The 25635-nt window shown below is 66.9% G+C and carries 31 protein-coding genes; 20 read left to right on the plus strand and 11 right to left on the minus strand.

Features of this window, described 5'->3' with window-relative positions:
• Positions 1–131 precede the first annotated feature (131 nt).
• Positions 132–458 (minus strand): hypothetical protein, encoded by a 327-nt coding sequence (locus AB0C27_RS20325; RefSeq protein WP_357846089.1) that lies wholly within the window; start codon positions 456–458, stop codon positions 132–134.
• Complete coding sequence (locus AB0C27_RS20330) at positions 424–918, minus strand: hypothetical protein (RefSeq protein WP_357846091.1); 495 nt, start codon at positions 916–918, stop codon at positions 424–426. The genes AB0C27_RS20325 and AB0C27_RS20330 overlap by 35 nt, the downstream gene beginning before the upstream one ends.
• A gap of 560 nt (positions 919–1478) precedes the next feature.
• Between AB0C27_RS20330 and AB0C27_RS20335 the strand changes: the two genes are divergently transcribed.
• Together AB0C27_RS20335 and AB0C27_RS20340 are read left to right on the plus strand one after the other, a co-directional pair.
• Positions 1479–1859: a hypothetical protein gene (locus tag AB0C27_RS20335; protein ID WP_357846093.1), complete on the plus strand. Its 381-nt coding sequence runs from the start codon at positions 1479–1481 to the stop codon at positions 1857–1859.
• Positions 1860–2129: 270 nt separating this feature from the next.
• Positions 2130–2504 (plus strand): hypothetical protein, encoded by a 375-nt coding sequence (locus tag AB0C27_RS20340; RefSeq protein WP_357846095.1) that lies wholly within the window; start codon positions 2130–2132, stop codon positions 2502–2504.
• An 89-nt stretch (positions 2505–2593) separates the two neighbouring features.
• On the opposite strand, the gene AB0C27_RS20345 is transcribed toward AB0C27_RS20340, so the two are convergent.
• Together AB0C27_RS20345 and AB0C27_RS20350 are read right to left on the minus strand one after the other, a co-directional pair.
• A complete protein-coding gene (locus tag AB0C27_RS20345; protein ID WP_357846097.1) occupies positions 2594–3226 on the minus strand; it encodes a DUF6461 domain-containing protein in 633 nt (210 codons plus the stop codon).
• Between the two features lie 26 nt (positions 3227–3252).
• Positions 3253–4242, minus strand: a complete 990-nt coding sequence (locus tag AB0C27_RS20350; RefSeq protein ID WP_357846099.1) for a helix-turn-helix domain-containing protein — start codon at positions 4240–4242, stop codon at positions 3253–3255.
• 66 nt (positions 4243–4308) lie between these two features.
• On the opposite strand from AB0C27_RS20350, the gene AB0C27_RS20355 reads away from it, so the two are divergent.
• Complete coding sequence (locus AB0C27_RS20355) at positions 4309–5505, plus strand: MFS transporter (protein WP_357846101.1); 1197 nt, start codon at positions 4309–4311, stop codon at positions 5503–5505.
• An 85-nt stretch (positions 5506–5590) separates the two neighbouring features.
• Here AB0C27_RS20355 and AB0C27_RS20360 read toward each other — a convergent pair whose 3' ends face one another.
• A complete protein-coding gene (locus tag AB0C27_RS20360; protein ID WP_357846103.1) occupies positions 5591–6106 on the minus strand; it encodes a GNAT family protein in 516 nt (171 codons plus the stop codon).
• A gap of 234 nt (positions 6107–6340) precedes the next feature.
• On the opposite strand from AB0C27_RS20360, the gene AB0C27_RS20365 reads away from it, so the two are divergent.
• Positions 6341–6733 (plus strand): hypothetical protein, encoded by a 393-nt coding sequence (locus AB0C27_RS20365; RefSeq protein WP_357846105.1) that lies wholly within the window; start codon positions 6341–6343, stop codon positions 6731–6733.
• A gap of 39 nt (positions 6734–6772) precedes the next feature.
• On the opposite strand, the gene AB0C27_RS20370 is transcribed toward AB0C27_RS20365, so the two are convergent.
• The gene (locus AB0C27_RS20370; protein WP_357846107.1) at positions 6773–7159 is read right to left on the minus strand and encodes an Imm8 family immunity protein; all 387 of its coding nucleotides are present in this window, start codon (positions 7157–7159) and stop codon (positions 6773–6775) included.
• A 322-nt stretch (positions 7160–7481) separates the two neighbouring features.
• Between AB0C27_RS20370 and AB0C27_RS20375 the strand changes: the two genes are divergently transcribed.
• Positions 7482–7874, plus strand: coding sequence for a hypothetical protein (locus AB0C27_RS20375; protein WP_357846109.1), 393 nt, complete (start codon positions 7482–7484; stop codon positions 7872–7874).
• A gap of 519 nt (positions 7875–8393) precedes the next feature.
• Positions 8394–8846: a hypothetical protein gene (locus AB0C27_RS20380; RefSeq protein ID WP_357846111.1), complete on the plus strand. Its 453-nt coding sequence runs from the start codon at positions 8394–8396 to the stop codon at positions 8844–8846.
• A gap of 174 nt (positions 8847–9020) precedes the next feature.
• Here AB0C27_RS20380 and AB0C27_RS20385 read toward each other — a convergent pair whose 3' ends face one another.
• On the minus strand, positions 9021–9584 hold the full coding sequence (locus tag AB0C27_RS20385; RefSeq protein WP_357846113.1) for a dihydrofolate reductase family protein: 564 nt from the start codon (positions 9582–9584) through the stop codon (positions 9021–9023).
• Between the two features lie 205 nt (positions 9585–9789).
• Here AB0C27_RS20385 and AB0C27_RS20390 point away from each other — a divergent pair, with 205 nt between their 5' ends.
• On the plus strand, positions 9790–10197 hold the full coding sequence (locus AB0C27_RS20390; RefSeq protein ID WP_357846115.1) for a hypothetical protein: 408 nt from the start codon (positions 9790–9792) through the stop codon (positions 10195–10197).
• 249 nt (positions 10198–10446) lie between these two features.
• On the opposite strand, the gene AB0C27_RS20395 is transcribed toward AB0C27_RS20390, so the two are convergent.
• A complete protein-coding gene (locus AB0C27_RS20395) occupies positions 10447–11322 on the minus strand; it encodes a PaaX family transcriptional regulator C-terminal domain-containing protein (RefSeq protein ID WP_357846117.1) in 876 nt (291 codons plus the stop codon).
• A 105-nt stretch (positions 11323–11427) separates the two neighbouring features.
• Between AB0C27_RS20395 and AB0C27_RS20400 the strand changes: the two genes are divergently transcribed.
• The 9 genes from AB0C27_RS20400 (at position 11428) to AB0C27_RS20440 (ending at position 20069) form a co-directional block, all read left to right on the plus strand.
• Complete coding sequence (locus tag AB0C27_RS20400; protein WP_357846119.1) at positions 11428–12354, plus strand: SDR family oxidoreductase; 927 nt, start codon at positions 11428–11430, stop codon at positions 12352–12354.
• A gap of 10 nt (positions 12355–12364) precedes the next feature.
• Positions 12365–13243, plus strand: coding sequence for an amidohydrolase family protein (locus tag AB0C27_RS20405; protein WP_357846646.1), 879 nt, complete (start codon positions 12365–12367; stop codon positions 13241–13243).
• Complete coding sequence (locus AB0C27_RS20410; protein WP_346111146.1) at positions 13240–13698, plus strand: MaoC family dehydratase; 459 nt, start codon at positions 13240–13242, stop codon at positions 13696–13698. The genes AB0C27_RS20405 and AB0C27_RS20410 overlap by 4 nt, the downstream gene beginning before the upstream one ends.
• Positions 13699–13748: 50 nt before the next feature.
• A complete protein-coding gene (locus AB0C27_RS20415; RefSeq protein ID WP_357846648.1) occupies positions 13749–14111 on the plus strand; it encodes an AMP-binding protein in 363 nt (120 codons plus the stop codon).
• Entirely contained in the window at positions 14054–15220 is a 1167-nt protein-coding gene (locus tag AB0C27_RS20420) for a long-chain fatty acid--CoA ligase (protein WP_357846121.1), read from the plus strand. Before AB0C27_RS20415 ends, AB0C27_RS20420 begins: the two co-directional genes overlap by 58 nt.
• A 1390-nt stretch (positions 15221–16610) precedes the next feature.
• Complete coding sequence (locus AB0C27_RS20425; RefSeq protein WP_357846123.1) at positions 16611–17027, plus strand: hypothetical protein; 417 nt, start codon at positions 16611–16613, stop codon at positions 17025–17027.
• Between the two features lie 253 nt (positions 17028–17280).
• On the plus strand, positions 17281–19167 hold the full coding sequence (locus AB0C27_RS20430) for an alginate lyase family protein (protein WP_357846125.1): 1887 nt from the start codon (positions 17281–17283) through the stop codon (positions 19165–19167).
• A 245-nt stretch (positions 19168–19412) separates the two neighbouring features.
• Positions 19413–19688 (plus strand): hypothetical protein, encoded by a 276-nt coding sequence (locus AB0C27_RS20435; RefSeq protein ID WP_357846127.1) that lies wholly within the window; start codon positions 19413–19415, stop codon positions 19686–19688.
• Positions 19689–19700: 12 nt separating this feature from the next.
• Positions 19701–20069: a hypothetical protein gene (locus tag AB0C27_RS20440; protein WP_357846129.1), complete on the plus strand. Its 369-nt coding sequence runs from the start codon at positions 19701–19703 to the stop codon at positions 20067–20069.
• Between the two features lie 367 nt (positions 20070–20436).
• Here the strand turns inward: AB0C27_RS20440 and AB0C27_RS20445 are convergent, their stop codons facing one another.
• Both AB0C27_RS20445 and AB0C27_RS20450 read right to left on the minus strand, forming a co-directional pair.
• Complete coding sequence (locus tag AB0C27_RS20445) at positions 20437–20982, minus strand: hypothetical protein (RefSeq protein WP_357846131.1); 546 nt, start codon at positions 20980–20982, stop codon at positions 20437–20439.
• A gap of 151 nt (positions 20983–21133) precedes the next feature.
• Positions 21134–21959, minus strand: a protein-coding gene (locus AB0C27_RS20450; protein ID WP_357846133.1) for an IS5 family transposase whose coding sequence is annotated in 2 segments (ribosomal slippage) — positions 21134–21197 and positions 21196–21959 — 828 coding nt in all. Because the reading frame shifts where the segments join, the coding sequence is not laid out codon by codon here.
• 1750 nt (positions 21960–23709) lie between these two features.
• Between AB0C27_RS20450 and AB0C27_RS20455 the strand changes: the two genes are divergently transcribed.
• Positions 23710–23805 (plus strand): DUF2000 family protein, encoded by a 96-nt coding sequence (locus AB0C27_RS20455; RefSeq protein ID WP_357846650.1) that lies wholly within the window; start codon positions 23710–23712, stop codon positions 23803–23805.
• A gap of 12 nt (positions 23806–23817) precedes the next feature.
• On the opposite strand, the gene AB0C27_RS20460 is transcribed toward AB0C27_RS20455, so the two are convergent.
• On the minus strand, positions 23818–24297 hold the full coding sequence (locus tag AB0C27_RS20460; RefSeq protein ID WP_357846135.1) for a hypothetical protein: 480 nt from the start codon (positions 24295–24297) through the stop codon (positions 23818–23820).
• On the opposite strand from AB0C27_RS20460, the gene AB0C27_RS20465 reads away from it, so the two are divergent.
• The 3 genes from AB0C27_RS20465 (at position 24296) to AB0C27_RS20475 (ending at position 25528) form a co-directional block, all read left to right on the plus strand.
• Positions 24296–24592: a hypothetical protein gene (locus AB0C27_RS20465; RefSeq protein ID WP_357846137.1), complete on the plus strand. Its 297-nt coding sequence runs from the start codon at positions 24296–24298 to the stop codon at positions 24590–24592. The genes AB0C27_RS20460 and AB0C27_RS20465 overlap by 2 nt on opposite strands.
• Before the next feature lie 65 nt (positions 24593–24657).
• Positions 24658–24810 carry a hypothetical protein gene (locus AB0C27_RS20470; RefSeq protein WP_357846139.1) on the plus strand — a complete coding sequence of 51 codons (153 nt, stop codon included), beginning with the start codon at positions 24658–24660 and terminating at the stop codon, positions 24808–24810.
• A 436-nt stretch (positions 24811–25246) separates the two neighbouring features.
• The gene (locus tag AB0C27_RS20475; RefSeq protein WP_106247294.1) at positions 25247–25528 is read left to right on the plus strand and encodes a hypothetical protein; all 282 of its coding nucleotides are present in this window, start codon (positions 25247–25249) and stop codon (positions 25526–25528) included.
• The last annotated feature ends 107 nt before the right edge of the window (positions 25529–25635 follow it).

The raw sequence follows: 25635 nt of genomic DNA on the forward strand, positions 1-25635 counted from the left end.
TCAGCGACCCGGCCGCGCTGAGAGCAGTGCCGGCCATCACCGCGCGTCAGCGTCCCGCGGGATCTACGACGGTGCGCGCGAGGGCACCATCACCTTCGCGCCGACCGCTTCCGAACGCCAAGGCCCGGACCTCACTTCTCCCGGATCCTGTGGGTGGCCCGCAGCTCGATCAGCTTCTCCTTGGCCACCTCGTCCAGGGCCCGGCGCTGGTCAGGGTCCTCCTCCCAGGTGGCCTCCGCGCACAACACCCTGGCCGCCTCGTGCGGCTCGGCGTCGCGCGCCCTGTACCAGACGGTGTCGCCATCGCCGCGCCGCTCGTGATCGCGGCGCAGGATCGTCACGATGCCGGAGACCAGGATCTGCCTGGTCCACGGGTTTCTGGCCAGGACCTGCCGGTCCACGGTCAGCCCTCCGTCCATGAGCTCACCGCCGAGCAGGTCGTCCTCCCACCGCCACACGCGGCGACTGACACCCGGCGGTGCGTACATGGCGCCACGGCCGTCGATGGGCACCGAGAACGTACGGGTGTCGCGGCGGCTCGCAATCATCCGTGGCATGCCCGTCGCCCGGCTGGGGCTCACGCAGGTACATGGACACGCCGTACTCGAAATGCGCCGGCCCGATCAGGAAGTCATGCCCCTTGCCATCCATCATCGACAGAATCGCGATCACGCCACTCTTCGCGACGAACGTCGCCGAACTGACCGGCGTCCACGAGTCGTCCGCGGCCCCCGGCTCGGCGTCCCAGGACTCCATCCGTACGGCCGCGATGAAGTGGTACATCTCATCGGTGGGCGAGCCCCACGTCGGCAGATCGGTGCCGTCCAGCCCGAATGTGTTGTACTCGACGTAGACCTCGTCGTCGAGCCTTCGTAACAACTGCGCCATGCCCGTGCCCTCGCCCTTGTCGGTGATCATCCTGGCTTGGCGGAGTATGACCCACCCCACCGACAATCCCACCCGCACCGCACCCGACTTGCTCTTGAACGCTTGAGACCGGTGATCCGAGGTGGCAGGGCACGAACGACGACGTGCCTCTACCTGCGCCGAAAGCGGCGACCCCGGCCCGCTACCGGATCTTGATCTCCACATGGAATGCTCCCGCCCATGACCGAACCGAGAGATGGACCCCAGCTCGACTGGCGCAGTTCGGAAACCATCGCACGGGCCGGCCTCCTCGCCATCGTCGTGGGCGTGCGTCGCCATTTCTCCGTGGTCCGCCCAGCTCACGCCCCCGCCCTGAATCTGCTCCCCAGATAGCCGTTCAGGGCGCGCTTCCCGGCTCATGGCTCCCCTGAGAAGACCGTCGAAGTGCGCTTCGACCTCTGCCCAGGTTGGTCGGGCCGTCACGGCCTCAGCTTGTACGGCATGAGCACGACCGACCACGCCCGACAACGACCCCAAGCCGACGCCTTCACTGTACGTGACCATTACAGGGATCCTGCGTGGCGCCAATGGCCTGGCTGTACGGTGCCTCCATGGATGCGTCCTATGCCGCTGATGCTCGCATGATCTGGCAGACCCATGTGCCACGTCGCGGCCAGGCGAACACCGTCCAGGGCGAACTGTTGCGTGCGGTCGAGAAGCTCCGAGACGAGGCGCAGCGCAACGGCAACAGCAATTGGGACGAGCACCACGAACGGCTCCTGGCCTACCTGCGCGAGACGCTCACCGGGTCGGGCCTCTTCACCGAGGAGACCTTGGCGGAATTGGCCATGGACCTGGATCGCCTGGCCGACTTCGAACACCCCCTCACCGATGACGCGCCCTTCGACCGCATCACGTACCGCGTCGTGGACTGGTGCCGCGCCCAGCCCGAGCCGGTTCGGCACGAGCACGATCCGCAACTGCAGCGATAAACCAGAGCACCGCCTCGCCAGATCGGCGGAGATCAGCCACCTCCCCCAGTGAGTACGCGAGCGGTTGACCCATCCGCTCCATCCGGCCGGGACCGGCAGCTCACTTCAGGCGGCAGAACATACCAGCCCTATACCGCTGCCCACTAAAACTATGGACCTGGCTCGGGAAACAGCTGACCCGACGCCGTTTCCTGCGACGGGGCCAAATCCACGGTCGTCCGACGCGCAGCACCACTCATCTCTCGCATGGAAGAAACCGGAGAAATGTCGATGCGCTTTCTGAGCACCGCCTTCGCGTGCGCCGCCGTAATGACCGCGTTCGCTGCCCCCGCCTACGCCGGCACCGCCCAGGCCGCCACCACGACCCAGGCTGCCGGCGCGGTCCAGATCCTCGGCAACGCCCCGTCCTGCGTCGACCGCTACGTGTCCCGCTCGTACACGGGCAAGCGGAACAGCCTCGGCGAGGTGCTGGTGAAGACCACCGTCAAGCTCACCAACAACTGCAAGAACGCCGTGAAGGTCAAGGTGGCCTGGTCGTGGGCCCCTGACTCGAACTGCCGCCACATCTCCAAGGGCCGCACGGCATCCGAGTCCATCACGACGACCCACGACCGCGAGCCGTACCAGAAGACCAAGACCTGCTGAACGCTCGACCAGAGCGACCCCGAAGCCGGCCGCGTTCGCCCGACCAGGGCGAACGCGGCCGGCCCCACCCACCGGGGCACCCCTCGTCCTCACTGAGGGAGGGCGCCGACGAGCAAGTACCTGGCCAGGACGCTCTGGGTGAACACCACGCCAGTGATCTTGGCTGCCAGCAAGAACGCCCGCGGGATCCCGTTGACGAACATGTCATCCCATGTCGCCTCCCATGCCTCTTCATCCAGCTTCTCCGGAGGCAGGCCGGTTTCACGCATGAGCCCGTTGAGCCGGTCCGGGTCGCTGCCCCACCGAGTGCCTGGCAGGCGCGGCGTGAAGCTGGTGACGACCTCGCCGTCCACCGCGTACACAAAGCAGTTCTCCGCATAATCGTGCCGTCCCACGGCCACCACCTCGCATCCCCGAGACAGCCCGGTCAACGACTCGGACAGCACCGCCTGAAAACCCCGCGGTTCGACGGCCACGCTCCACTCGCCGACCTGAACGACCCCGACATAGTTGTCGTCGGTCATTTCAGTGGACTCCCAGACCTTGACCTGCAATTCATAGAAGGCCAGCTCCCGCCCCGGTTCCCTGGCCCCGAAGCGGCGCAGCACCTCGGCAGGTTCGAGCCCGCGGAAAAAGGAAACGCAGAAAACGTCGTCGAGCACTTCGCCGAGTTGTCCAGGTGAGGCTGCCAGCCAACGGAACGGGGCGAGGGGATCGGTCATCACCCTTGCATACTCCTGATCAGAATTCAGGTTGTCACTTCGCTCAAAGACACCCCGAGATCAGTCGTCATGTACAACACGCTGCGCCCCGACCGTTCACGAGCGACCAGCCCGCTCTCCCTCAGCACCCGCAGGTGCTGCGAGACCGCGCTGGGCGTGATGCCGAGTGCCCGCGCCAGGTCCGTCGTCGTCGCGGGAGACCGCAGTGCCTCCAGCAGTTCGGCTCGCGCCCGGCCGAGCAGCCGGATCGTGCTGCCGGCGGGCGCCCGCGTTCCGGCCGTCCACAGCGTCCCGACGCCTCGTGCCGGATAGCGCACGGTGGTCTGGGTGGACGTCCTCTTCTTGATCAGCACGTACGGCGATCCAAGGGCGACCGGCATGAGCACCAGCCCGCCCGGACCGCGCTCCACGACCCGCTCGGCCCGCCACCGTGTCTCCCCCAGCTCCAGCCGGCCATCGCGCCAGCGCAGATCCGGATGCAGGTCGGCGAACAGCCGCTCGGCCCCGCCCGCGGCCATCTGCCTGGCCCGATGGCTGACGTCCGCATCGAGTACGGCCCGGATCCGTGGCCAGTGCGGCGCGATGAGCCGGTCGTGTGCCGCACGCAGTTCCGCGGCGATCGCACGTAGCCCTGCCGCAGGTCGTTCAGCGAGTACGGCGGCGGAGTCCGGGAGATCGTCGCCGAAGACACGCCGGAGGCTGGTCCGCACTTGAGAGGCGGGCGTCTTTCGCAACGCGGCGAGGTCGTCGTCGATGGAGGCCCCCGAGCCGAGCGGAGCAGGGACCAGGAACTCCGGCCAGCCCAGCCTGTCGTTGACGATCAGCGGCCACGTACGCGAGAGATCCAGCGGACGCCTGGCGAGCTCGTCCGCCACCCACCGCAGCCACCGCAGGTTGAGCGGGTTCCGATCAAGGCCGCCCAGTTGCTGCAGGCCGGACACGGTCTCCGACAGCGGCGAGATCGCGAACCGGGTCGCCGCCAACTCGGTCACCCCGAGATCGATCGTCAGCGCCACGGACCGATTATGTAGCACTGGCCTAAATGCTGTCGTGACGAGGCCTTACGCCGTGAAGATCACCACATGACAGCTGAGTCGCGCTTGTCCGGAAGCTACTGGCGGTTGTGGTGGGCGACCGGCGTCAACGGCGTCGGCGACGGGGCGTTCGCCGCGGCCGTTCCGCTGCTGGCCGTCACGGTCACCCGCGATCCCCGGCTCGTGTCGATCGTCTCCGCGGCCACGTACCTGCCCTGGCTGCTGCTCTCCCTGCCGGCCGGCGCACTCGTCGACCGGCACGACCGCGTCGCTCTCATGTGGCGCGCGCAGGCGCTCCAAGCGGTGATCGTCGCAGGCATCGCGATCCTCGCCGCGTACGGCCGGATCGACATCCCGGTGCTCGCAACCTGCGCATTCGGGTTGGGAGCGGGTGCGGTCGTCTTCGGCAACGCGGCGCAGGCGACGCTGCCGGACATCGTTCCCGAACCGCTGCTGCACCAGGCGAACGGCTACCAGCAGACCATCACCACGGTCGGCGCGCAGTTCGCGGGACCACCGCTCGGCAGCCTGCTGTTCGCGGTCGCCGTGGCGTTGCCCTTCGGCGTGGACGCCGCCTCGTTCGCCCTGTCGGCCGCACTGCTGGCGACGTTGCCCAGGCGCGGGCGCGAGCGTACCGAGCCTCCACCGATGCGAACGGCCATCGCGGACGGCCTGCGCTGGCTGATCCGGCACAAGCTGCTGCGCACCCTCGCCGTCCTGCTCGGCGTCAACACGTTCTGTTTCCAGCTCGGCAACGTCTCCCTGGTGCTGTTGGCGACCCAGACGCTGCGCCTCGACCACCCCGGCTACGGACTGCTGCTCGCCGGCGCCGCGATCGGCAGCCTGCTCGGCGGGCTGGTCAGCGCGCACCTGGCCAGAACGATGGGCGAGCTGCCCGCACTCCTCACCGCGCTCATCACGAACGTCATCATCTTCGTCGGCATCGGACTGAGCCCGAACGCGATCGTGCTCGGCGCCCTGCTGGCCGCCAACGGCTTCGTCATCACCCTGTGGAGTATCGTCACCGTCAGCCTGCGCCAGCGAATCGTGCCGTCCGAGCTGCTCGGCCGGGTGAACAGCGTCTACCGGATGCTCGGCTGGGGCCTCATCCCACTCGGAGCGCTGGCCGGCGGGCTCGTGGCGCACACCTTCGGACTGCGCGCGCCGTACCCCGTGGCGGGGGTGCTGCGCGGGGTCGCCCTGCTGGTGGCCATGCCGGTACTGATTCGCGCAGTACGCGGGTGATTGCCCATCAGCCGCGCGTTCTTGAGCACGGAGAAGAACGAGCCGGCGTGCCAGAAATCCGCGAGGCACCTGAAACGAGCATCGATCACCGCTGCGCGGCCGCCCGCCACTCATCTTCGAGGATGCTGAACAGCTCGGAGTCCCGCCAACCGTCGCGAATCAGCGCGGTGTGGCGATGCCGTCCCTCCCAGGTCATGCCGAGCTTCCTGAGCACCCGAGCCGATCCGGCATTTCGCGGGTCGCAGGTGGCATAGATCCGGTGCAGGCCGATCTCCTCGAATCCTCGCCTGAGCAGCTCATTCCCGATCGCCGTTCCCACCCCTTGCCCCCACCATCGCGGGTGGACGACATAGGTGATCTCGCCTTGGCGCTGTCCTCGACTCCGGACATGCAGCTCGCCCATGCCGACCACGTCGCCGTCGATCTGCGCCGCGTACGGAAATCGCAGCTGGGACGCTTGCGACCACGCCTCAACCGAAGTCGTCACGAACGTACGAGTCTGCTCCTCGGTATTCGGACCCCAGGCCTGGAACCTGCAGACCTCGGCGAGAGAAGCCCAGGAGTGGACAGCCCGCCAGTCCGCAAGCTCGATCTTCCGCAAAGTGACCGATGGCATCACAAGCCGATTCTGCCGCTGCCGCCCGACCCGGCCGCGACGCCGGCGGGTCTCTCACAGGCGAAACGCCACGTCCGGGGCCCGCTGACGGCTTCTGTCGGCTGTGTGGCGGCGATCACATTCGGTGTGTGGATTCGTCCACAGATGATCCGTTGCCGTCTCCGTAATGTCTCTCTTGCCGGAGCACCCCGGTGGAAGAGACAAGGGGAGGAACCCGAAATGCGTAAGACCTTCGCGATCGCGGCACTGGCTGGTTCGATGGCCATCACCGGTCTGGCTCTCAGCCCGGCCGCGGCTCAGGCGAGCACCACGACGACCACGGTGAGCTGGGGGAAGTTCTTCTCCAGTGACCACAAGGCGTACACGTTCGGCAAGACGTGGAAGTCGCACGGCAAGGTGTTCACGAAGTGGTACGGGGTGGACAAGGTCGGCGGTAAGAAGGGCTGGGTCTGGTTCGAGGTCTACCAGGGCGGTCACTGGAAGAAGTTCAACAAGTCCTGGGACGGCGAAGTCGTCGGCGCGTGGAGCGGCAAGGGCATCAAGAAGGTCTACACCTTCACCTGCTGGGCCGGGAAGTTCGACAACTGCGGCAAGAAGTACCGCATCTACTGAAGACCGGTGAGGCCCCTGCCGGCTCACGGCCGCCAAGACTCAGCCCGGGTAATCCTCGAACTCCCACTGCCCGATCCGGCCGATCTTCTCGGCCAGCTCACCCCAGGTGGGAGCCTCCAGTACGGCGATCCGATCGCTCAGCCACTCGGTCACCTTGTCGGGACGAAGTTCGGCGACGAAGAGCCAGTGCCGACCGATGAGAAAAGGAAGCTGTCCGAGTTGCTCCGCGAGGGCCGACGGAGTGCAGACGGTGAGTTGGAAACATTCCTCGCCCAGCTCACCTTGAGGACCGACATACATTTCCAGGAGTTCGCAGGCATGGGCCGGATCGTCGATCCCCGGCCCCGCCTCCAGATCGACCCAACGGAACTCTCCGACTCGTGCTCTCACCATCGCATGATCGCGTGTCGAGCCGAGTCGATGCACTCCCGTCGGGAGAAACGCGGAGTTACGATCCAGCCCATGGCGGATCGAACGGTTAGCGAGTACGCAAGGAGGGCAGGCGTCGCTATCACGTCTTCGACGCCCAGAGCGGAGAACATCTGGAGGAGTTCACGAGCTGGGACGCCGGCCACCAGTGGATAGAGGAACGACTGCGATCGGCGTGAACATGCGCATCGCCTGGTGAGCCCGTCGTCGCTCTGGTACGGCCTGCACACCGCCACCCCCAGTCAGCGACCCGCAGGCGGGCCGCAAGCGTGGTGACGCTCAATGGTGACGAGCACACGAACCGTCACCGGGAGAGCCGATGAACCGCCCTCTGAGTGCCCTGCTCGGCCTCACATCCGCCGCCGTGATCGCCACGACCGTCGCCGCCCCGGCGAACGCCGCCACGTCCCAGGCCGAGCGTCCCTTCCTGTTCACGTACACCTTCGACGGTCACCTCAAGGTGGCCGGCGGTCATTTCACGGTCGGCGGCCGAGTGTACGTGAGCGTCAAGCACAGCAACGGCGTCACCGCGTTCCACAAGTGGACGACGGCCCGCACGCACCCCGTCACGCCGGGCGGGGCCGTCTACGTGGACACCACGCTCGCCTCCCCCTGCTCGGGCAGCAACAACGGCTACGCCGAGGCGTACGACGCCGCCACCAAGAGGTGGTCGGCCCGCCTGCCGATGACCGTCTGCCGCCGCATCGACTGAGCCCGCGCCCGATCCGCTCGATGACAGGCGCCCCCGGCAAAGGGGGCGCCTGTAGTCATCTCTGGACGCCGACTGACCAGACGTATTCCCGTCGTATTCCACGCTGCTACCGACGCGTGCCACGATCACTCCAGCGAACCTCGGGCCTGCCGGATTCTCTCGTGTCAGAGGAGTCCGAGCATGACGAAGCCCCGAGGACTGATGTCCGCGTGAGAAAAAGGAAGAACGATCGACCCCCGCACAGAAACGGTCACCGTCGGCGTCGCAGCCGCGGTGGCGAGCGCCATTCTCGCCCGACCGGCCGCCGAGCCGTTCACGAGAACTACTGGAGCGGGCGAGACACCGACCTGCGCGGGACGTTCACCTTCGGGACCTGACGCTCAGACAGAGCCCCGCCGCAGCATCGATCGCCGTTCTCATCGCGATCCGCCACCTCGCACATTCTCTCCCCCGCCGGCCACGCAGAGGGCTGAATTTCATGCCCCAAGGCCAACCGAAACATCCCTTGCTGGAGGACTGTTGAAGACACGCATTCTGGGCGCCGTACTGGGAATCGCAGCATTGAGCGGGCTGCTGGTGCCAAGCTCGGCGCAGGCGGCGGCCGACGGAGTGTCCTCCGCCCGCCTGAATGGCTGGGGCAAGCACGGTGGAGGGTCCGTCCGGGCGAACGTCGACTTCGTCAACCGGAAGAAGGTCATTTTTCGGAACTTCACGGTGCGCGACCTCTGTCCCGGCGACAACGCTCCGGTGAGGGCCCGGGTTGTCTGGATTCACACCGACGGAACCACCGGGCACAGCGCCTGGAGGAAGGACACCAACGGCTGCGGCGACCACGGCACCAACTTCGGAACCATCATCCGCACCGACACCAAGCCCATAAAGAAGGTCTACCTGCACCTGCAGGTCTACGCCCGATCAGGCGGGATCAGGGGTTTCGCGTTCAGCGCGGACCGATACAACCAGTACACCTGAGCCGCTGACACTCAGGCTTTCAGCCGGTCGACGTACCAGGACTTGATGGCGTTGCCGACGAATCCGGGGCCGGGCTTTCTCATCACACGAGGTGATAGACCGAGATCATGCGCGGCACCTGCTCCCCCGTGCCCGGCCCCACGATCAAGGACGGGCCGATCCGAGGCCGAGTATTCAGCGTTTGGTCTCGTACCTGGTCATAAGCACCCCGCCGGGGAACGTCCGAGTCTCCATCAGGGTCAGGTTCACCCAGTTGTCCAAGGCCGTGAAGAACGGCGTACCGCTACCCACCAAGACCGGTGCGGTGACCAGCATGTACTCGTCGATCAGCCCCGCCCGCATGGCCGCCGCGGCGAGCGTGGCACCACCGATGTCCATGGACCCACCGTCCTCGGCCTTCAACCGGGCGATCTCGGTGACCGCGTCACCGGTGACCAGGCGGGCGTTCCAGTCGACCGTACGGGCGGTCGAGGAGAACACCACCTTCGGCATGTCCCGCCAGCGGCCGGCGTACTCGATCGCCGCCGGCGTGGCGTCAGGCTGCTGGTCGGCCGTCGGCCAGTGAGAGCTCATCCCCTCCCACAACCTGCGCCCGTACAGCGCCAGACCGGTCGAACCCACCCGGTCGGACCACCACTGGAACAACTCGTCACTCGGTACACCCCAGCCGAGGTCGTCGCCAGGCGCGGCGACGTAACCGTCCACACTCACATTCATGGCGAAGGTCAATTTCCGCATGGCGTCAGCCTCCCGTGAGACGGTACTCGGCGTACAGACCAGCACCGCGCGCGAAAATCATCGCTCAGGCCACACCGATCTATGCCGACGTACCGGAGCTGCTGGGACAGGGCGCGCGGACGAGTTTGCCCGGCCTCGGGCGTATAGCGTGTGATGAGATCTTCGAGCCAGGATCCAGGTGTCCGAGCGAAGGAACCAAAGGGCGATGCGCTTTTTCTGGTGGGTGCTGGTGCCGGTGCTTGCCGGGCTCCTTCTGCTCGCTGCCTGGCGCGAAGTGGTCCCCGCGTACACCGCTCGGTTCGGCACCGGGATCCCCGGCACTTTCACCGCTACGGAACGCGATTGCGGTGGGCGCACTTGCAGTTGGCGGGGGGATTTCGTCTCCGATGACCGCCTGGTCGTCAGACGTGGGATCGGTCTGGCGCCGGGGGCGGAGCCGACCGGTGTCGGAGATCGCGTCGCGGCGACGGCGGTGGATCACCGGCGCAACGTCTATCCGCGGGACGACTCCACGGACTGGTTCCTGATCACCCTGCTCGGCACGGTCAGCCTGGTCGTGCTCGTCGTCTGGGGAGTTGGGGTGGTACGCGCGATCCGCCGATCGGTGCGGTAGCGGCGTACGGCAGCGCGAACTCCTGGGCGTAGTCGCCGCCGCCGCGTGCCAGCAGAGGCTCCAGCAGTTCGCGTGCGGCCTGGGCGAAGGCCGGTTCGAGGCGCCTGACCATGGCCCGGCGCAGCACGCGGTCCATGGGAGCGCGGTAGATGCCGTGCTCGGGCGGGTCGAAGTGCAGCGGCGGCCGGCGTTGAGTGCGCGGGACGTCGACACCCGCACGTTCGGCGGCGACGTGTCCGACCAGGTCGGTCAGCGGCTGGAGACCATGGTCCTGCCGCGCTCGGGATCGTCGGACGTCTCGACTATCTCTGACGCCAGCGTGCCCGCGGGCGGCTCGTAGACGCGGGCCAGCCGGTGGAAGACCTGCTCGGCGCGGATCGCCGGCCAGTCGGGCGGCAGGTGCTCGGCGGGCAGGTGCGGGTCCTGCCGGATGAGCTGCAGCCAGTCGGTGTGCAGGAGGAGCTGGCGGGCGAGGTCGTCGGCCGCGCCCGGCAGCGGGTGGGCGGTGTCCCAGCGGTCGAGGAAGGCGCGGTAGCGACCGGCGATCTCGTCGATGTCGAACGCCTTGCGGACGATGTCGGCCGACTCGGTGGGGCCCAGCGCCTTGGCCTGCAGCACGGTGACGTGGTCGGCCACCCGCAGGTCGCTCGCTTCGAGCGCGGTGAGGACGCCGCCGACGTCCTTGGTGCCCGGCGCGATCCACAGGCCGCTCTGCAGCAGGCCGAAGCCGGCCCAGATGAGCTGGGAGCGCAGGTCGTGCCGGGTGGCGTTGTCGGGCAGCGAGAAGCCGACGAGGGTCCAGGTGCCGTCCCATGCGCGGTTGACCGCGCCGGTCTCCCAGACGCGACTGCGCCCGTCCTCCAGCACCTCCTCCGCGCGTTCCGTGAGTCCGAAGTACGTCTTGCGCCCCCGCCGGTGGCGGGCCAGCAGGCCGCGCTTGGCCATGCGGGCCAGCGTGGACCTGACCGCCTCCTCGGAGACGCCGAGGCGGGCGAACACCTCGATGAGGCTGCCGGAGTAGACGGCGACGCCCCGGCCCAGGACGTAGATGCCCAGGAAGCTGAGCAGCAGGGGCTGCGGCCGCGCGGCCGCCTGGCGGGTGTCGTTCCCCTCGGTACGCGTCACACCACGAGCGTAGGCAGCCCGACAACGTTGGGCAAATCTTTGACGACCGTCACAACAGTGACATATATTCGCGCTTGTCCGCCTTATCACCTCAGGGGGAATCCCATGGATCTTTCCGGCAAGGTCGCCGTTGTCACTGGTGCGGGCCGCGGGCTCGGCCGCGCGTACGCCGAGGCGCTGGCCGCGGCCGGAGCGGCGGTGATCGTCAACGACGTGGACGCCTCGGCGGCGGCCGAGGTCGTCGCGGGCATCACCGCCGGAGGCGGCCGGGCGCGCGGGGTCGTCGCCGCCGTCGGCTCGGCCGAGGCGGCCGAGCAGCTGGTCGAGACCGCCGTCAGCGAGTTCGGCCGGCTGGACGTGATGGTGACCAACGCCGGCATCCTGCGCGACAAGGTGCTGTGGAAGATGTCGGACGACGACTTCGACGCCGTCATCGACGTGCACCTGCGCGGCACGTTCAGCTGCGCGCGGGCCGCGGCGGTCCGCTTTCGCGAGCAGGGCACCGGCGGCCGGCTGATCCTCATCTCCTCCCCCGCCGGCCAGCGCGGCAACTTCGGCCAGACCAACTACGCCGCCGCCAAGGCCGGCATCGTGGCCATGGCCAGGACCTGGGCGATGGAGCTTGCCAGGGCGAACGTCACGGTCAACGCGGTTGTCCCGGTCGCGGCGACCGAGATGACCAAGACGATCCCCGCGTTCGCGCCCGTCATCGAGGAGGCCGAGCGGACCGGCCGGCCGTTCCCCGCCTGGCTGCGCAGGGACGAGGGCATGGGCACCGTCGAGGACGTCGCGGGGCTGATCGTCTTCCTCGCCTCCGACACCTCCGCCGGTGTCACCGGGCAGGCGATCGGGATCGGCGGCGACCGCCTCGCCCTGTGGTCGCATCCCGCCGAGAAGGCCGTCGCCTTCGCCGACGGAGGCTGGACGGCCGACGCCATCGCCGAGTCGTGGCAGGCGGGGGTCGGCGCCGAGCCCGAGCCGTACGGGATCCCCGCACCGAAGGCCCCCGCCGCGACCGGGCAGGGCGCCTGAGATGGCCGCCATGGACGTCGCCGGCCTGGTCGCGATCGACGTGCACACCCACGCGGAGATCTCCAAGGACGGCCACCGCTCGCTGAGCCCCGAGCTGTTCGGCGCCTCCGAGGAGTACTTCAAGGCCCACGGCCACCGCCAGCCGACGATCGCGGAGACGGCCGCGTACTACCGGGAGCGGAAGATGGCCGCGGTGGTGTTCACCGTGGACGCCGAACACGCCACCGGGCACCCGCGCATCTCCAACGAGGAGGTCGCCGAGGGCTGCGCCGAGCACGCCGACGTGCTGATCCCGTTCGCCAGCGTCGATCCGTGGAAGGGCCGGGCGGGCGTGCGCGAGGCGCGGCGGCTGGTCGAGGAGCACGGCGTGCGCGGCTTCAAGTTCCACCCCAGCATCCAGCGCTTCGCGCCCAACGACCCCATGGCCTACCCGCTGTACGAGGCCATCGAGGAGCTGGGCGTCCCGGCGCTGTTCCACACCGGGCAGACCGGCATCGGCGCCGGCGTTCCCGGCGGAGGCGGCATCCGGCTCAAGTACGGCGACCCGATGCTGGTGGACGACGTGGCCGTCGACTTCCCCGAGCTGCGGATCATCCTCGCCCATCCCTCGTTCCCCTGGCAGGACGAGGCGCTCGCGGTGGCCACGCACAAGCCGTACGTCTACATCGACCTGTCCGGCTGGTCGCCGAAGTACTTCCCGCCGCAGCTCGTCCGGTACGCCAACTCGCTGCTGAAGGACAAGGTGCTCTTCGGCTCCGACTACCCCGTGATCACCCCGGACCGCTGGCTGAGCGACTTCGACAAGCTCGACATCAAGCCCGAGGTCCGCCCGAAGATCCTCAAGGACAACGCCGCCCGCCTGCTCGGCTTGAAGGAGAACGCCCGATGACCACCACCGCGCACGGACTGACGGAGCTCAAAGCCCTGGCCGGCAAGGACCTCGGCCACAGCGCCTGGCTGGAGATCTCCCAGGACCGCGTCAACACCTTCGCCGACGCCACGAACGACCACCAGTGGATCCACGTCGATCCGGTCAGGGCCGCGGACGGGCCGTTCGGCGGGACGATCGCGCACGGTTACCTGACGCTGTCGCTGCTCATCCCGTTCTTCACCGAGCTGCTCGACATCCAGGGCGTCACGATGAGCATCAACTACGGCCTGGACAAGGTGCGCTTCCCCAGCCCGGTCAAGGTCGGCGCGCGGGTGCGGCTGGGCGCGGTCGTCGCCTCCGTCGAGGAGGTCCCCGGCGACGGCGTGCAGATGCACCTCGACTTCAAGGTCGAGATCGAGGGCTCGGACCGGCCGGCCTGCGTCGCCCGCGCCATCTACCGCCACTACGCCTGACCTCGCCGGCAGGAGGCCGTACACCCCATGCGCAACACCGGACTGGGAGGCTGGCCCGCCCGCCGGGCCAGGATGACGCCCCAGCGGACGCGTTCGTCTTCGCGGGCCGGTCCGTCACCTACGCCGAGGTCCACGGCAGGACGACACGGCTGGCGTCTCAGCTGCGCGCGTCGGGAGTGGGGGCGGGTGACCGGGTCGCCTACCTCGGACGCAACCATCCGGCCTTCGTCGAGACGATGTTCGCCGCGCACCTGCTGGGCGCGATCTTCGTACCGCTGAACTTCCGGCTGGCGGCGCCGGAGGTGGCGTACATGCTGGACCATTCGGGCGCAGAGACGTTGATCTACGCGCCCGAGTGCGCCGACGTCGTCCACGCCCTGCCGGAGGACGCCCCCGACACCGCGTCGCGCTAGGCGAGGGGCACTACGAGCCCTGGCTCGCCCAGGGCGACCCCACCCCGATCGACACGCCCGCAGACCTCGACGACCCGGCGCTCATCCTCTACACCTCGGGCACGACGGGCCGGCCCAAGGGCGCCACGCTCACCCACGGCAACCTGGTGTGGAACTGCTTCAACCTGCTGCTCGGCGTCGACGTCACCAGCGCCGAGACGACGCTGATCAGCGCGCCGCTGTTCCACGTCGCGGCCCTGAACCAGACCCTGCTGCCGACCTTCCTCAAGGGCGGCCGCTCGGTGATCATGCCGTCGTGGGAGGTGGACGAGTGCTACGACCTCATCGAGAAGCACGGCGTCACCTGGATGTTCGGGGTGACCACGATGTTCGCCGCGTTCGCCCGCTCGCCCCGGTGGGCCGAGGCCGACCTGTCGTCGCTGCGGCGCCTCATGGCGGGCGGGGCGTCGGTGCCGGCCGCGCTGATCCGCACCTACCAGGAACGCGGGCTGGTGTTCTGCCAGGGCTACGGCCTCACCGAGACCGCTCCTGGGGCCACCTTCCTGGAGGCCGACCAGAGCGAGCGCAAGGTGGGGTCGGCGGGCGTGCCGGTGTTCTTCTCGAACGTACGAGTCGTGCGGGCCGACGGCACCGACGCGCCGGCCGGCGAGCCGGGCGAGGTGCTCATCCAGGGCCCGAACGTCACCCCCGGCTACTGGCGCGACCCCGAGGCGACCAGGGCCGCGTTCTCCGACGGCTGGTTCCACTCGGGCGACCTCGCCATGCTGGACGAGGACGGTCACCTGTACGTGGTCGATCGGGTGAAGGACATGTACATCTCGGGCGGGGAGAACGTCTACCCGGCCGAGGTGGAGGCCGCGATCTTCGAGCATCCCGCGGTCGCCGAGGCAGCCGTACTCGGGGTGCCCGACGCGAAGTGGGGCGAAACCGGCCACGCGTTCCTGGTCCTGCGTCCCGGGGCGAACATCACGGCCGGCGAACTGCGCGACTTCCTGCGCCCCAGCCTGGCCACGTACAAGATCCCCGCCCATGTCGAGGTCGTGGACGAGCTACCGAAGACCGGCTCCGGCAAGATCCACAAACTCGCACTGGCACGCCGCTTCACGTGATCAGGCCGAGCCTTTCGATCGCGCGGGCGTGACCGCCACTGCGGACCCAGCCACATCCCCGTGCGGACGCACACGCCTCCCACCTGCATCATCCATCTACGGCCTCAGGCCATGCGCGGAGATCATCCCGGAGCCGAAGCGCCCCCGCCGGAGGCAATATCTCTGAGTCCGGCAGCTCTGCAACGGAGACGATTCCTGCCGACAACATGAAGCTGATCCCTACGACTGCCATGCTGGCGGGGCTCCCCGCGTAGCGCCATTGCCTATTAGTGGCGGCTTGGACTCCACCTGCAACGAGGGCAAGCATCATGAGAGGCGTCAGGACCAGAAGTAAGTCAGGAAGAGTCGCCATGACGGGCGATCGTAGCGTGCGCTTGGTCGCTTCGGTTAGTGGGAGTCGAGTGGTCGGCACCGGTGGCCGATAGTGAGGCGGCGGGGTACCGGTGGTCGGCGCGTTGGCTTGGTACGGTGCGGCGTGCGTACGGCGATGCCCCACGCGGCACCTGCGCCGAGACCGGCCCCCAGGCCACAGCGCGGCGCGCGGACGCCGGCGCGGCACGCCGCCACTTGCTACTAAAGGGGCCAATTCGGCATACCTGCTGCGACAACGTACCCGGCCACATCCCCGTGCGGACGCACACGCCTCCCACCTGATCATCCCGGAGCCGGAGAACTCCCACCGGAGGCACATCGCGAGCAGCCAGACCGTTCCATCGGCGCCCGCCCGGCATGGAATCTTCGGCATCATGACGATGATCAGAAAGGGCCATGCCGCGTAGGCGCCCTTCCGCGGTTCGCGCACGACGGTTGCCGTGCGGAACCCACAGACCCTCTCTCCATCAAGTCCCCGGCCTCACAGCCCGACCCATGGCCGCGGTCATCACCCTTGAACACACAATCCTGCAACCGGGCGAGGTGGCAGCGACCCTCTTGGCCTGGATCCAGGACGTCATTCCCGGCACTACGACTCAGCTCCCGCCCACGTGCTCGTGCCCTGGATGCTCATGGGAAATCGATCCACGCGGAGACCTTGAGCGGATACTCGCCGCACTCCCCGATTGGGCCAAGCCGTCCCTTTACGGCTTGGTGCTTCCGATCGACAGGAGATTCATCGCTCGAACGACTCCTGACCCTCGCGCATCACCTGACTGGCCATGGTGGCGACAGCGCCACCGTCGATACTTCGGAGACAACGCCGGCTGACCTGACTGCGGTGCGGTCCTCATGCGGCGGGCTGAGTGCATATGGCAGTGCTGTGGGTCCTTGCGCCGAGAGCGCGGTCGACCGTGTCAAGAACGCGATCGAGCTCTGAGGCTTGATATACCGCAGACATACCGGCGATCCCTAGGGTCCACGTGTCCGTAAGAATCGGCTCTTGGGGGGACCAATGATGAGCAAGCGTACCCGCTGGATCACCGCCGTCGTGAGCGGCCTGGCCGCCGCGGCCGTCGGACTCACCGTCTACGCGCCCGGCGCCCAGGCCGGCAGCGGCCTGGACGACCCGAGCAAGGCGAGCAACGTCAAGACCCGCGACACCGACACCGTCTGGTCGGGGCCGGTGGGCTTGAAGTGCCAGGTGCGCACGGGCACGTACAAGGGCACGACCTATGTCTGGGGCCGTATGACCAAGGGGCGCACCGGCACGTTCAAGTCGCTGAAGAACGGTGTCGGCATGAGCCAGCTGGACGTCAACCTGGGTTCAGGGGAGACGCACTACAGCCGGGGCATGACGTTGCAGAAGGGCTACACCTACGAGGCGTCTTTCTTCGACGGCAAGTACCGCTGCAACGCCAAGTGGACGAACTAGTAGACAGCTCCTGAGCTGGACGGCCGGATTCCGGGATCGTTGTTCGGCGTACGTTGTGATCTTCGTGCCGGGATGCCATGGCCGAGGCGCTCATGAGCTTGGCCCAGGAGTCAGGGCCCGCGAACGTCTGCCACCCGCTGGAAAGGCCCCGCCCCGCGCGCCATCGTCACCTCTAAGGCCCCTCTGACTCCGACCACCCGAAGCCCCGGCTACGCCGCGCTCCGTCCATCCAACCCCTCCGGAAAGGAATCCCGTGCGTCTCGCTCGTCCTGTTGCCGCCGCCGTGCTCATGGCCGCCGCTCTGGCGGTTCCGCAGCCCGCACAGGCGGCCGGGTTCAAGCACCCCGGTGTCCTGGTCAGCCGTGCCCAGCTCGACTTCGTCAGGGCCAACCTCGACAAAGCGCCTTGGAAGTCAGCCTGGGACGCCCTGCAGAAAAGCTCCTTCGCCTCGCTGTCCTACACGGCCAAGCCCCGCTCCGACGTGAACTGCGGCGGGAATTCCATTCCCGACAACGGCTGCTCGGACGAGCGTAAGGACGCGATGGCGGCCTACACGCATGCCCTGCGGTGGTACCTCAGCAAGGACGCCCGCTACGCCAAGAAGGCGATCCAGATCATGGACGCCTGGTCGGCCGTGATCACCAAGCACACCGGAAGCAACGCGCCGCTGCAGACCGGCTGGGCGGGCGCCAACTTCTCCCGGGCGGCCGAGCTCATCAAGCACACCTACGGCGGCGGCTGGAGCCAGGCCGGCCGGTTCGCGAGCAAGCTTCGCACGGTGTACCTCCCGACCCTGCTCGCCGGACGGCCCGACAACAACGGCAACTGGGAATTGATCATGACCGATGCCGCCATCGGCATCGCCGTACATCTCGATGACCGGACCTCCTTCAACAAGGCGGTCGCGACCTGGTACGGCAGGCTGCCCGCCTACATCTACCTCACCACCGACGGGTCGATTCCCAAAGCTCCGCCGGGCAGCAAGTACAACACCAAGGCCGAGATCATCGAATACTGGCACGACCAGACCAAGTTCGTGGACGGCCTGACTCAGGAGACCTGCCGCGACTTCTGGCACACCGGCTGGGGCCTCGCAGCCATCTCCCATGTGGCGGAGACGGCCCATCACCAGGGCATAGACCTGTATGCAAAGGCCAAACACCGGCTGCGTCGCGCGATGGACCTGCACGCCAAGATACAGCTCAGCGGCTCAGTCCCCAGTTGGCTGTGCGGCGGCAAGGTCAAGGCCGACCTCGGCAACCACTACGAGGTCGGCTACAACGCGCTGCACAACCGACTCGGCTACAACGACTTCCCCTACGCCGCCAAGTGGGTCGAGCGGAAGCGCCCCATGGGGACGTCACACTTCCTGGGCTGGGAAACCCTCACCCATGCGCAGAACCCCGCCTCCTCCTCCAAGGAGACCGCTTCGATTTACGGGGCGTTACCAGACGGGAAGTTGACCTACACCACCATCGACGCCGCCACCGGACAGCGCACGCGTGACGCTGTGGTGTCCACGGCCACTCTGGGTTTCACCCCCAAGGCGATGGCGACGCTGGACTCCAAGACCATCCTGGTCATCGAGAACGGGTCGGAAGGCCGGCTCTACCGGGTCGACATCCAGAGCAACAGTGACAGCCTCACCTTCGATCGGCCGGTCTATCTCGGCGGCGGTTACACCCACGACCTCCTCGCCTACGACGGCAACGGCCACCTGTTCGGCATCACCGGCGGAACTCTGCGCCGCTACACCATCAACGCGGCCAAGCCCACGGTCAGCGATATCAGCGACAACACCAAGATCGGCGACGGTTTCACCCTCAAGGCCCTGACCGCCACCGGCCCCGGCTGGATTCTCGGCACAACGACTGACGGCAGGCTGATCTCTTACCGGATCAACGGCGCCGGCTCCTGGCAGAGGTACCAGCTTCGCGACACCACCTGGCAGGTCTTCGACCATCTCCTGTCGCCCGGCGGGGGCGTGTACTACGGCCACCGGAGCGAGGGCTCCCTCTTCCGCTACGACGACGAGAACCCGTACGACGGCCGGGGCGCCGACCTCCGCGGCCAGGGTGCGATCGACACCACAGGCTGGACGCAAACCCTCCTGTCCGCCCAACCCGCCACCGTCAGCTGACCGAACAACCGACAGCCGCCGGAGAACCCCGGGTATCGTCCGAGGCCCTCCGGCATGGCCCGGCCCTCGATGCCTGACTCCACGGTGGCGGCATTGACGACAACCCGATCGGGGCACGTCGGATCGGTCTGAGGTCACGGCCCGGGAGCCGTACGCGGCAGAGCTGGAAGATCTTTTCGGCAAATCCGCTGCACAAGATCAAGTGGAAGCCGCCCAAGACCACGGAGACGGTGGGCCCTCGCGTCGTGGTGAATCCCCGCCAGGCGCAAGAGCTGCTGACCGCGGTGACCTATGTCGGCCGACGTGGCAGAGGCCGGCGGCTCATGGCCCTCTTCGCCTGCACGTACTACGCCGCCCTCCGCCCGGCCGAAGCGGTGGGCCTCCGCGTCCAGGACTGCCACCTACCCACCGAGGGTTGGGGACGGCTGACGATCGACGGGTCCCGCCCCGAGGTCAACACGCAGTGGACCGACACCGGGAACGCTCACGTAGAACGCGGCCTCAAACACCGGGGCAGGTAGGACGTCCGCCCGGTGCCCATCCCTCCCGAACTGGCCAGGATCCTTCGCGAGCACCTCGCCGAGGACGGAACGGTTGAAGACGGCCGGATCTTCCGCAGTGAACGAAGGGGTGTCATCGCCTCAACCGCGTACACAGAGGTGTGGCAGGCCGCTCGGCTCCTGGCCTTCACCCCCGCCCAGGTCGCCTCTCCGCTCGTGAGGCGTCCCTACGATCTCCGGCACGCAGCGGTGTCGCTGTGGCTCTATGCGGGCGTGTCAGCCCCCGACGTGGCCGAACGAGCCGGCCACAGCGTCGATGTCCTCCTGCGGGTCTACGCCAAGTGCATCGACGGCCAACAGGAGATCGCCAACAAGCGGATCGGCAACGCCCTCGCCGCATGACCTACACCCTGACCCCATCCAGAGCCCCGCCCACCACCGGGCTCTCGTTCTTGGCCACGCATTGGCCGCAAACCAGACGCTGACCAGCGGAAACGTCGCCAAGATCATTGCACGCATATTGGTGAACCAGCGACAAACGAGCCACTCAGCGTGGCATCCGGCTGCATACCCCTGAAATGCAGACGAGGCCCCGTAGGGCCTCTGAGCTGCACTTACTGCCAGTGGCAGGTGCAAGGTTCGAACTTGCGCAGGCTGAGCCGACGGTTTTACAGTCCCGTCGCAATCATGCACTGAGTGCGTGTTTGAGAAGATCGTTCATGTCGGCGTCGCGGCGTAACGAACGGCACGGATGCCTAGCCGCAGCCTTTCACACGCAATCCCATAGGAAGCGGCCCTCCTTTCCATTCGGCGAGACGAAGGCCCAACCTGCCCCCCACCCACTTCGGCTCCAGGTGTAATAGCAAGGCACGACCTCTTCCGAGACCCCATGCTCGGTCAGTCCGTCGACGGGCAGCCAATCCTCCAGCTCTGACGTGAGCTGAACCACCAGCGTCCAGCCCTTTTCCGGATACCGCTCATCGTGTATCCAATCCGGTTCCACCCCAGGGCCACCGAGGAACACTGACGTATCGTGCTCCGCCAAACGGGGCAGATGGTCCACGCACGCCGCAGGCCCCTCGGCCTGCGCCCGTACGGTCACGAAGTCTGGGATACGGCCGCCCGGTTGGATCACCACCGCGTTGTCACCGCCCTCGGGTAGCCCGGAGAGATCTTCATCGCCCATGAACACATAAGCCAGGCGGCCGCCGCCGAGCGTGAACTGGCCCAAGAACTGCATGGGTTCGCCGCTGATACGCGAGAATGGCCACTGCGGCTCCTCCAGCCACACCGGCTGCCCGCCAATCTTGGTCACCGGCTCACTTATGGGCCCGTCAGCGGAGACGAACTCAAGGCGGGCGCCAGGCTGGAACATGGATACCTCTTGCGGTTTGCACGGTGGGCAATGAGGACGGGACATGTGCGGGGATGACTGCGTGTTATGCGAATATCGTTTGTGTGGTCCGTCAGCCGCAGATGTAGCGAGGTTGGCGTCGAGCGGGGCCTCCTCGGGTGAGGCGGCGGGCCATGCCAGCGCATGGCAGCCCAGCGGATGATCGCCTCGGAGACGGCGGGGATGCGTTCGTAGTCGCGGGTCAAGCGGCGGCAGGCGGTCAGCCACGCCAGCGTCCTCTCTACCACCCACCGGCGGGAGATGACACTGAAGCCGCGCTGATCAGCAGGCTTGCGCACGATCTCCAGGGTGGTGTATGGGGTGTCACGGGCCCAGTCCACCAGCCGTCCCGCGAAGCCCTGGTCGGCGAAGACGTGCCGGATCGGGATGGTCAGGTACGCCGACAGCAGGGCGGTCTTGGCGCCATCGCGGTCCTGCCAGCCAGCCGCCATCACCGCGACCGTGACGAGCGGGCCAGTGGTATCGGTGATGATGAATCGCTTGCGGCCGTTGATCTTCTTGCCCGCATCGTAGCCCCGACCATCACGCCCCACGGTATCGGCGCCTTTGACGCTCTGAGAGTCGATGATGCCGGCCGACGGCTCGTCGTCGCGACCGGCTTGGCGGCGGGCCTTGACGCGCAGTTCGGCCGGCAGCGCCTCGGTGACGCCGGCGGCTTCCCACTGCTGGAAGTACCAGTACACGGTCTGCCAGGGCGGCAGGTCGGTAGGCAGGTACCGCCACGGGCAGCCCGAGCGCACCACGTACAGGATCGCATTGACGATCTCCCGGCGCGGATGCTTCTCCGGGCGCCCGCCGGTGCTCGGCTCGGGAAGTAACGGCTCGATTAACTCCCACTGCGCATCGGTCAGGTCCGAGGGGTAGCGATTTGGGGGCATCCGGCCACCCTGATGGGCATCCGCACCAGCCGTCACGTCGCCACGCCGGGCATGAATGATCTTCTCAAATACCCTCTGAGCTGCGGGTCCTCCATGCACTGCAGAAACGTGGCCGCATATTGGCCGCGATCTCCCTGCCATCTGATCCAGGATGCAGCTCACAAGCCCACCAATCGCGCGATGCCAGGGCGCTTGATGTACCTACTCGACGGCGAGGTCCCAGCGACACGATGCGAGGATCCGGTCAACTATCCTCCCACCGTCGAGGATGTCGCCGCGGCATCGCGATCGGTTACTCGGAGGCGGCCAGGACGACTCGTCCATGAAGCGATCAGAATCAATTCGGTCTCAAGTCCTCGGAATACTCTCCACCTTCACCGTGCGGCCTGTGGAATTGAGGTCATGCAAGGCAAACGGCTACATGATTCCATTCCAATACTGCTCACTGCTGCTACAGCGGCAGCAGTCTCAGCGATGGCCACAGTCATGATGATCCGGAGAAAACCTTGCTCCCCTGAGTCTGCGGCCACGCTGCCGGAAAACAAAAAGGTGATCCAACATACCGAGGCTCCTCCCCAAAAGAAGTTAACCGTAGCTGGCGAACAGTCGGAGCCACCACCTCCGACCAGGCACAGATGGTGCTGGCTGCGTTTGGCGGCGGCAATATCATTACTGGTGGCCACGATCGTAGTAGCCGGCACTGCTGCCCTGATAGGGCAGGAGGATGTGGCGCATTTACCCTGGACGCTGTGGGGGATGGGGATCGCCGTGTTGGCATGCGCGCTCTTGGCCGGCCTATCCGCTTTCGACTCATTGCGCCGCAAGGGGAGGTGCGGCCGGGTACGAAGACCCGGACAGGAGTCACCAGCGGCGGGAGCCGAATCGGCGAAAGGGCTGGTATTCGTTGCGATTTTAATCGCGTTCGTCTTGTGGGCTTTCAGCGAAGAGATCCTCGAGGCGATCGGTGACGCCGTTAATCCTGGTCAGACCGATCGGATCGGCGTTGAATATCTTCTGCCAGGAATCGACGTGCTTCTCATGCTGGCCGTGTTTGCAGCTACCCGACGTGAAGCGCATGCGGGCTGGCCGGTCTTGTGGGGGTGGGCGTGGGTGAGCGTCGGGTGCAGCCTGGCCGTCGACCTTGGCTCGCTAGCGCTCCCGGAAGGAAACCTACTGATCGATCTGGGCACGTCGGTTATCTATAGCGCGATCTTGCTGGTCCTGACAGCGGCCGCGATCGGCGTTAGTCCTCTTGTGGTCATTCCGCGCTCGAGACGCTCGGTAAAAGATAAAGAGCCTGGAGGGAAGGACGAGTGGGAGCGCTTCCGGGTGGCGCTTCCGCTACTGGTGGGAACCTTCGTGGCGTATGTAACGTCGTCGCTTTGGACTCAAGAATTCGAACGTAACGGCGTCTACACAGGAGGTGTCGATCAGGAGTACTTCGCCCAGTTGAGCCAAATCGTCCCACTATTGCTGATCGCCGTAGGATTGGAAGCCGGACTTGTTAAGCGCATGCTGCGCGGAGTGGTGGAGCGTGCGGTGGTTCTCGTGACTATGACTATTCTATGCTTGGGCGAGGTGCTCGCGATCTCCGCGCTCACCAAATCGAAGTTGAACGGGTGGCACGAGTACATCGCGTTCATCGGCACGGCCGAGGCATGCTGCGTGGCGCTGGTGGCGCTAGTTTGGGCCCTGGTTGATGCTGCAGCAGACGGGGCACGACGTGGCCGACCGGGCGGCGGTGCGGGCCATGGCGGCAGGGGAGATGGAACTGGTCGGGATCGCCGTGCACGGGGGACGGAACGGCGTGGATAAGGCACTGAAGGGCCTGACGCTCCACCCCTGAGCACGCCCCCGCTTATGACCGGATGGGGATCTGGTAATAGGTACGGGGCGACGTCCACCATTCCCGGTCGGCGAAGCGCCCCGTGATCCGCCCCGCCACGCAGAACATCAGGTGCGCCTCACGGGCGGTGCCGCTCCTCCTGCCGAGTTCCAGCCCCGCCGTGTAGGGCCGGTAGTCGGGAAGCTCCATGTCCCCGCCTTCCTCGTAAGGTGGGGTGACATCACCGAGCCGCTCTCCGTCGTAGTTCAGATACAGCGGCTCAAGCCCTTCCCCCACCTCTCCCGCGTTGTACATCTCGAAGACCCGCCGCTTGCCCAGATCCCGGAGGGCGGGGTGGAACGAGTACATGCCGAAGACGAACAGGTGGGTCCAGCCGGGCGCGTGCGGGCCCATCCAGACGCCCTGGGGGATCGTGTCCCAGCGGGCCATCAGCGTGCGCAGGTCGCACTCCATGCGGGAGGCCGGATCCACCTTGATCTGTTCTGAATCCATGGTTCCTACCTTGCTCGGCCGGGAGTTGCGGGGCCGCATCCTCGTGGATGTCTCCCGCCCAGAGGTCAACGTACGGTGGACCGACACCGGCGACGCCCACGAGGAACGCGGGCTCAAGCACCAGGGCCACGACGATGTCCGCCCGGTGCCCATCCCGCCCAAGTTGGTCCGAATTCTTCGGCAACATATCGAGGAGTTCGGCGGCGCCGAGGATGGCCGGCTGTTCCGCAGCGAGCGTGGTGGAGTCATGACCTCGACGGCCTACACGGAGGTCTGCAAGAGGCCCGGAAGCTGACCCTGACGCCCGCCCAGTTCGCCTCACCCCTCGCTCGCCGCCCGTACGACCTGAGACACGCGGCAGTGTCCCTCTGGTTGAACGTGGGTGTGTCCGCCCCTGATGTAGCCGAGCGCGCCGAGCACGGCGTGGACGTGCTCCTCAGGGTCTATGCCAAGTGCCTCGACGGCCAGCAGGAGATCGCCAACAAGCGGATTGAGGACGCTCTCCCCGAATGATCAACCAGCATCACCCTGAAGGGTCCCGGAACGCCACCGGGGCCCTTCGCCGTTCCCACGCCCGAGCATTCCGCGAATCCTCCGGATCACGGCCTCCGACCAGGGGAAACGCTCCAAGATCCATTCCGGACATATTCCGGGACCTGCGACAAGCAGGCCGCCTCACGGCGACATCCGGCTGCATGACCCCTGAAATGCAGAAGAGGCCCCGTAGGGCCTCTGAGCTGCGCTAACCGCGTGTGGCAGGTGCAAGGTTCGAACTTGCGTAGGCTGAGCCGACGGTTTTACAGCGGGCCGACGCTCCAGACCGCATCAGGCCCCTGACCTCCAGGTACGGCTCTCGCCTCTCCCCTATCAGGAAAGATCATCCCGCGCATATCCCGCGAGCAGGGTCAATCATGATCGCTCGGTTATGCCGGATCGGTAGACTCGCGCCGTGTTCAGCGTGCGTTGGCCGCACTACTTCGACGAGCAGGCGCCCCTCATCGAGGCCAAGGGCTGGTTCTCGGATGTCCTGGTCGAGCGGGAGGGACAGTACTACCGCCCAGTGTTCTACGATCCTGTCCGACTTGGGCAGGAGATCGCTGAGGAGATGTCAAACGGCGCAGGCTTCTTCAGAGAGCCCAACCTTGTCGTGGTCGATCGGGTCACGCGCGACCATATTGAAGCCGCCATCAGCGCACTCGTCGACAACGGCTTCAACCTGCTACCTGAGTGAGACCGACCAGGGCAAACAGATGGCGGGAGACGACTCGATCCAGCTCCAAGGCGCTGGCTACATGCCTCAGCTTGGAAACGGCGGTAGCCATCCTGCTCGGTGGGCCA

The organism is Nonomuraea sp. NPDC048882 (assembly GCF_040649755.1).
Classification (GTDB): Bacteria; Actinomycetota; Actinomycetes; order Streptosporangiales; family Streptosporangiaceae; genus Nonomuraea; species Nonomuraea maheshkhaliensis.